We start from the raw sequence: 6,108 nt of genomic DNA on the forward strand, positions 1-6,108 counted from the left end.
GAGCATAAACCGAGGCAGTCGTCAGGCAGTTTCCACCCCCACGTAGGACTCGCGAAGATAGTCATGGACGGCCTGCTCCGGGACGCGGAAGGACCTCCCCACCCGGATCGCCGGCAGATGACCGCTGTGCACCAACCGATACACGGTCATCTTGGACACTCGCATCACCGCGGCGACCTCTGCCACGGTCAGGAACACGACCTCGTTGAGAGGCCTCTCGCTTGAAGCCATGACACACCTGAACCTTCCGCACATGACGGGCACCGGCTTCCCCTCCGGTGACTCCCTCTCGCATGTGCGCTCCTCCCCAGATTAGGTGCGCATGATGCAAGTGGGGAAGAGGAGTAGCGATCGGTTGACTACTGTGACAGACACGCTCGATTGAGTACATAGCGCGTAAGCGGTCGGTAGTAATCGGACCGCACAGCGTCATCAAGCGGAACCACGACCGAAACCCTGCCCTCGGCCTGGGCGACGAAAACGGCGGGGTCGTCGGAGTCGGCCAGTCCCATGGCCTCAATGCCCAGCTGACCTGCCCCGCAGACCCAGCCGTGATCCCCGACCACGAGGCTCGGCAGCGGGCCGCCGCGCGTCGCCGCGCCGGCCAGGGCAACCCGAACCGGGAGCGGGGAGTGCGTGTGCACTCCGGGCGCACCCCGGGCGCCCTCACCCGGCGCATCACGGAGCACCGCGACGCCCCCTACGTAGCGCAGGTTGTGGGGGCGTAGGCCGAATTGCGTCGGCATGTCGACACGTCGACCATGCGATGGGGTGAGGACAGGACATCCCGCCGCCGACAGGGCAGCGGCCAATCCGGCGTAGAAACCCAGGAGCCGCTGCGGATGCCCGGTCCCGAGCAGGACCGGCTCCCTGTGCCGCGCCGCCTGCCGCAGACGAGCGGCGAAGGCGTCGAGCCCGGCCAGCGTAAGGTCCGGGTCGATCACATCCTGCCCGGAAATGTGGCGCGGATCAGGCGAAACCCCGCATTGGTCAGCCATCAGGCCCAGCACGTCGGACGGCGTCCACGTCCGCCCCGGATCCAGCCCGAGCGTCTGCCGCGGGTCCCCGGCGGCGAAGAGCCGGTAGCTGCGCAGGCTTCGCTCCCGTGTTGTCGCCACCGGCCCGGCGATCCCCACCCCCACCAGATGCGCGCGCAGCGCGCCCACACTCACCACGGGCCGATGGTGACCCGAACCCCCGCCCGCACGCACCGGAACAAGCCCGGCATCACTCCCGTGAGGTGGTCGTTCGGGCCCGCTGCCCGACAGGCTCCTCACCCGGCGGCGGTTCTTCCTACACTTCCCACAAGGGCGCAAACCGCACGCCACCGAGGGGCGGTTCACCGTGACCGACAGCTTTCCGAACGGGGCCGAGTTCGACTACGTCGTCGTGGGGGCAGGGTCCGCCGGATGTGCGCTGGCCGCGCGCCTGTCCGAGAACGAGGCCGCGCGCGTGCTCCTGCTGGAGGCCGGCGGAGCCGACCACCCGCCCGGCGTGGCCCAGCCGCCGGCCTGGCCGAGCCTGCTCAACACCCCCCTGGACTGGGCGGACCGCACCACCCCGCAGACCGAGACCGGCATCACCGTGCCGTGGCCCCGCGGCCGCGGCCTCGGGGGCAGCTCGGCGATCAACGCCATGAACTTCCTGCGCGGCCACCGCTCGAGCTACGACGCCTGGGCCGCGGAGGGCGCCCCCGGCTGGGGCTTCGACGATCTCCTGCCCGCCTTCAAGCGCAGCGAGAACCTCACCGGGGTCGCGGACCGCGATCCGGCGCTGCGCGGCATGGCCGGTCCGCTGCGGGTCGGCCCCGCCGCCGACCCGCACCCGCTCGCCGGGGACTTCCTGCGCGCCGCGGTGCAGACCGGGCAACCCGAGGCCCGGGACCTCGCCGGAGGTCTGGAGGAGGGATTCGGCTGGGGCGACCTCAGCATCTCCGGCGGCATCCGCCAGGACGCCGCCACCGCCTACCTGCGGCCGGTCCTGCACCGGCCCGGCCTGCACGTCGTGACCGGCGCCCTCGTCCACCGGGTCACCCTCGACGGCGACCGCTGCACGGGCGTCGAGTACGCCGCCGGCGGCGAACTGCGCACCGCGCGCCGCTCCCGCTCCGGAACCGTCGTCCTGACCGCGGGAGCCGTCGGCACCCCGCAACTGCTCCTGCTCTCCGGCATCGGCCCGCGCAACCACCTGCGGACCCTCGCCATCCCCACCGCGGTGCACCTGCCCGGCGTCGGCTCGCACCTCCAGGACCACGTCCTGTCCGGCGTCGTCCACCGCTCGGCCCGACCCGTACCGCCCGGCACCGGCAACCACGGCGAGGTCCAGGGGCTGATCCGCACCGGCCCGGGGGTCCCCGGGCCCGATGTGCAGCTGCAGATGGTGGACGTCCCCTTGCGCGAGGACAGCCTGCCGGGGCCCGGGCCCGGTCAGGGATGGACGATCATGGTCGCCCTCATGGCGCCGTTCAGCCACGGCACGATCCGCCTGGCCGACACCACTCCCGGCGCGCCCCCGCGCATCGACCCCCGGTACTACGCGGACATCCGCGACCTCGACGCGATGGTCCAGGGCCTGCGCGCCGCCCGGGAGATCGCCGCCGCCCCCGCCCTCGCCGACTGGAGCGACGGGGAGGTCCTGCCAGGCCCGGACGCCGTCGGCGAGAAGTCGCTGCGCGCCTGCCTGTGCCGCAATCTGCGCTCCTACAACCACTACGCCGGGACCTGCCGCATGGGCACCGACGCGCACGCCGTCGTCGACCCCGCCCTGCGGGTCCGCGGTGTGGACGGCCTGCGTGTGGCCGATGCCTCGGTGATGCCGCGCCTGGTCTCCGCGAACACCAACGCCACGGTCTACGCCATCGCCGAACGGGCCGCGGAGCTGCTGCGCGACGCGGCCTGAAACGCCCACACCGAGGGTGCCCTACGGCAGCAGACCGTGCAGCGGGAACACCGCCCGCCGGGTCGCGAGGATCGCCTGGTCCAGCCGGTCCGCCGGGTCGTACCCCGCGTCGTGGAACCCGGTGAAGGAGCCGTCCCGTCCGTCCGTCATCCGCAGCGGGCCGGTCTGCCGGGTCCTGCGGTACACCTCCGCACGCCACTCCTCGGGCGTCGCCGACTCCGGCGCCACCGGCCGGCCCGCGGCGATGCCCACCAGGTGCGTCCACGACCGCGGTACGACGTCCACCACCGCGTACCCGCCGCCGCCGAGCGCCACCCAGCGCCCCTCGGCGTGCTCGTGCGCCAGGCCGTGCAGGGCCTCCGCCACCGCGCGCTGCGCGTCCAGGCTCGCCGCCAGATGCGCCAGCGGGTCCTCGAAGTGCGTGTCGGCGCCGTGCTGGGTGACCAGCGCCTGCGGCCGGAACGCGGCGACGAGCTCCGGCACCACCGCGTGGAAGGCCCGCAGCCAGCCCGCGTCCCCGGTGCCGGCCGGCAGCGCCAGGTTCACCGCGCCACCCTCCGCGCCGGTTCCGCCGGTCTCCTCCGGCCAGCCCGTCTGCGGGAACAGGGTGCGAGGGTGCTCATGCAGCGAGATGGTCAGCACCCGCGGGTCGTCCCAGAAGACGGCCTGGACCCCGTCGCCGTGGTGCACGTCCACGTCCACGTAGACCACTCGCTCGGCGCCGAGCTCCAGCAGCCGCGCGACGGCGAGCGCGGCGTCGTTGTAGACGCAGAAACCCGAGGCCGTCCCCGGCATCGCGTGGTGCAGGCCGCCGGCGAAGTTCACCGCGTGCGCGGCCTCGCCGCGCCAGACCGCCTCGGCCGCACCCACCGACTGCCCGGCGATCAGCGCCGAGGCCTCGTGCATTCCCGCGAAGGCCGGGTTGTCGTCGGTGCCGATGCCGTACGACAGCTCCGTCAGCGCCTTGGGGTCGGCCGACGCCCGCCGCACCGCGGCGACATACTCGGCGTCGTGGACCAGCCCCAGCGTCGAGTCGCCGGCGGCCGGCGCGGACACGACCGCCGCCGCCTTGTCCAGCTCGAACGCCCGGACCAACCCCATGGTCAGCGCGAGCCGCACCGGGTCCATCGGGTGCCCTCGACCGAAGTCATAGCCCGTTACCTGCTCGTCCCACATCAGCTGTGCGCGGCCGCTCATGGTCGCCACCGTATCGGGCGGGCTCGGCTCCGAACGAGCGGGCGTACAGCAGCGTGGCGGCCACCAGCACCATCGGCACCAGCATCGCGCCGCGGTAGCTCCACGCGTCACCGAGCGCGCCCACCAGCGGCGAACCCACCAGGAAACCCACGTAGTTGAAGATGTTGAGCCGCGCGATCGCCGTGTCCGACGCCCCCGGGAACATCCGCCCGGCCGCGGCGAAGGTCTGCGGCACGATCACGCAGAGCCCGAAGCCCAGCAGCGTAAAGCCCAGCATGCCCACCCACGGCCCCGGCGCCACCGCCACGACCGCGAACCCGGCCACCGCCACAACCGCCCCGGCCCGCACGACGGCCGCGGCCCCGAAGCGCCGCACCCCGAAGTCCCCGACCGACCGGCCGAGCAGGGTCGTCACCATGTAGACGTTGTACGGGACCGTCGCCAGCTGCTCGGAGCTGCCGAGGACGTCCTGGAGGTATTTCGCGCTCCAGTTGGAGACCGTCGAGTCGCCGATGTACGCGAACGCCATCACCAGGCACAGCGGCAGCAGCATGCGCATCGCGACGGACGAGCCGGCTGCGGGTGCATCGGCTCCGCCCGGCGCCGGCTTCCCCACGGGCCCGTCGGCCGCTTGGTCGACGTACCAACGGCTGCCCACCAGCGTCAGCGGGATCAGCACCGCCACCACCGGCCCGTACAGCACCGCGAGCGACAGGTGCCAGTGCGCGCCCGCCCAGGCCAGGGACGCACCGAGGATGCCGCCGAAGCTGTAGGCGGCGTGGAAGCCCAGCATGATGCTGCGGCCGTACGTGCGCTGGAGGCTCACGCCGAGCATGTTCATCGAGGCGTCGAGCCCGCCGACGCAGATGCCGAACACCGCGAGGGACAGCGCCAGTTGCCACATCGTGTCGCCGGAACCTGCGCCCAGCAGCGCCAGGCACACCACCGGCTGCACCCAGCGCAGCACCGTGCTCGGCCGTACCCGCTTCACCAGGTGCTCGGTCGCCACGCTCCCGACGCCGGCCAGGACGGGCACCGCCGCGAGGAACAGCGGCAGCATCGCGTCACTGATGTCGTATCGATCCTGCAGGGCCGGGATGCGCGTCACCAGGAGCGCGAAGGCCACACCTTGCGAGAAGAAGCTGACGGCCAGGGAGGCCCGCCCATGACGCAATCTGCCGTCGATGCCGTCCATGAGCGAGCAGCGTAGGGCCGAACCCTACGGACGGGTAGGTCGATCACATCATCAGTTTTCCCGGCAGGCCCGCCATTTCGGCGAAGAGCGACAGCGTCCCCGCGGACCCCGCTTCCTCCAGCCGCGCCGGCGGGGTCATCGCCGTGAAGCCGTACACGTCCATCCCCGCCGCGACCGCGGCCTGCACCCCCAGCGGGCTGTCCTCCACCACCGCGCACCGCTCGGGCGGCACGCCCATCACACGCGCCGCGTGCAGGAACAGATCCGGCGCCGGCTTGCCCCGGCCCACATCCTGCGAACTGAAGATGCGCTCCTCGCCGAAGTGCCCGTACAGCCCGGTCTTCCGCAGCGCCACCCGGATCCGCTCATGGCTGCCCGACGAGGCCACGCAGTACGGCACCCCGTCAGCGTCCAGCTTCTCCAGAACGTTCGCGACACCCGGCACGGGCTCGAGCTCCCGGCGGAAACCCTCAAAGACCCGCGCGTAGTACGTCGCGTCGAAGTCCTCCGGCAACCGCTGCCCCGACCGTTCGGCCACGAGGTCGTGCACGCGGTGCATGGCCGAACCCATGTAGTCCCGCAGCGAGTCCTCGTAGCTCGTCGGATGCCCGTGCTCGGTCAGCAGATCGGCGAGCACATGGTTCGCGATCGGCTCACTGTCGACGAGCACCCCGTCGTTGTCGAAAATGACCAGGTCGTAGCGCACGAGGCCAACTGTAGTGGACGCAAAAAAGCCTCAACCCCCGAGCGTGAGCTCGGGGGTTGAGGCTGAAGAATTGTTCGGCGGCGTCCTACTCTCCCACAGGGTCCCCCCTGCA

The 6,108-nt window shown here is 72.1% G+C and carries 6 protein-coding genes; 1 reads left to right on the forward strand and 5 read right to left on the reverse strand.

Features of this window, described 5'->3' with window-relative positions; translation table 11 throughout:
* Positions 1-21: 21 nt before the first annotated feature.
* Both ABZ883_RS39095 and ABZ883_RS39100 read right to left on the reverse strand, forming a co-directional pair.
* On the reverse strand, positions 22-231 hold the full coding sequence (locus tag ABZ883_RS39095) for a helix-turn-helix domain-containing protein (RefSeq protein WP_319665659.1): 210 nt from the start codon (positions 229-231) through the stop codon (positions 22-24).
* 128 nt (positions 232-359) lie between these two features.
* The gene (locus tag ABZ883_RS39100) at positions 360-1,175 is read right to left on the reverse strand and encodes a phosphatase (RefSeq protein WP_360915616.1); all 816 of its coding nucleotides are present in this window, start codon (positions 1,173-1,175) and stop codon (positions 360-362) included.
* Positions 1,176-1,344: 169 nt separating this feature from the next.
* Between ABZ883_RS39100 and ABZ883_RS39105 the strand changes: the two genes are divergently transcribed.
* A complete protein-coding gene (locus ABZ883_RS39105) occupies positions 1,345-2,898 on the forward strand; it encodes a GMC family oxidoreductase N-terminal domain-containing protein (RefSeq protein ID WP_360915620.1) in 1,554 nt (517 codons plus the stop codon).
* Positions 2,899-2,919: 21 nt separating this feature from the next.
* Here the strand turns inward: ABZ883_RS39105 and ABZ883_RS39110 are convergent, their stop codons facing one another.
* Genes ABZ883_RS39110 through ABZ883_RS39120 form a run of 3 tightly spaced genes read right to left on the reverse strand, consistent with a single transcriptional unit; the run spans position 2,920 to position 5,996 of the window.
* Positions 2,920-4,095 carry an acetoin utilization protein AcuC gene (locus tag ABZ883_RS39110; RefSeq protein WP_360915623.1) on the reverse strand — a complete coding sequence of 392 codons (1,176 nt, stop codon included), beginning with the start codon at positions 4,093-4,095 and terminating at the stop codon, positions 2,920-2,922.
* Positions 4,046-5,281, reverse strand: a complete 1,236-nt coding sequence (locus ABZ883_RS39115; protein WP_360915635.1) for an MFS transporter — start codon at positions 5,279-5,281, stop codon at positions 4,046-4,048. The genes ABZ883_RS39110 and ABZ883_RS39115 overlap by 50 nt, the downstream gene beginning before the upstream one ends.
* Before the next feature lie 52 nt (positions 5,282-5,333).
* Complete coding sequence (locus tag ABZ883_RS39120; RefSeq protein ID WP_360915626.1) at positions 5,334-5,996, reverse strand: HAD family hydrolase; 663 nt, start codon at positions 5,994-5,996, stop codon at positions 5,334-5,336.
* Positions 5,997-6,108 lie beyond the last annotated feature (112 nt).

It is taken from the genome of Streptomyces sp. NPDC046977 (assembly GCF_040644455.1).
In the GTDB taxonomy this organism is placed as follows: domain Bacteria; phylum Actinomycetota; class Actinomycetes; order Streptomycetales; family Streptomycetaceae; genus Actinacidiphila.

Coding starts and splice junctions, on each gene's coding strand:
- ABZ883_RS39095 (WP_319665659.1), bottom strand. CDS start 231: ATGGCTTCAAGCGAGAGGCCTCTCAACGAGGTCGTGTTCCTGACCGTG.
- ABZ883_RS39110 (WP_360915623.1), bottom strand. CDS start 4,095: ATGAGCGGCCGCGCACAGCTGATGTGGGACGAGCAGGTAACGGGCTAT.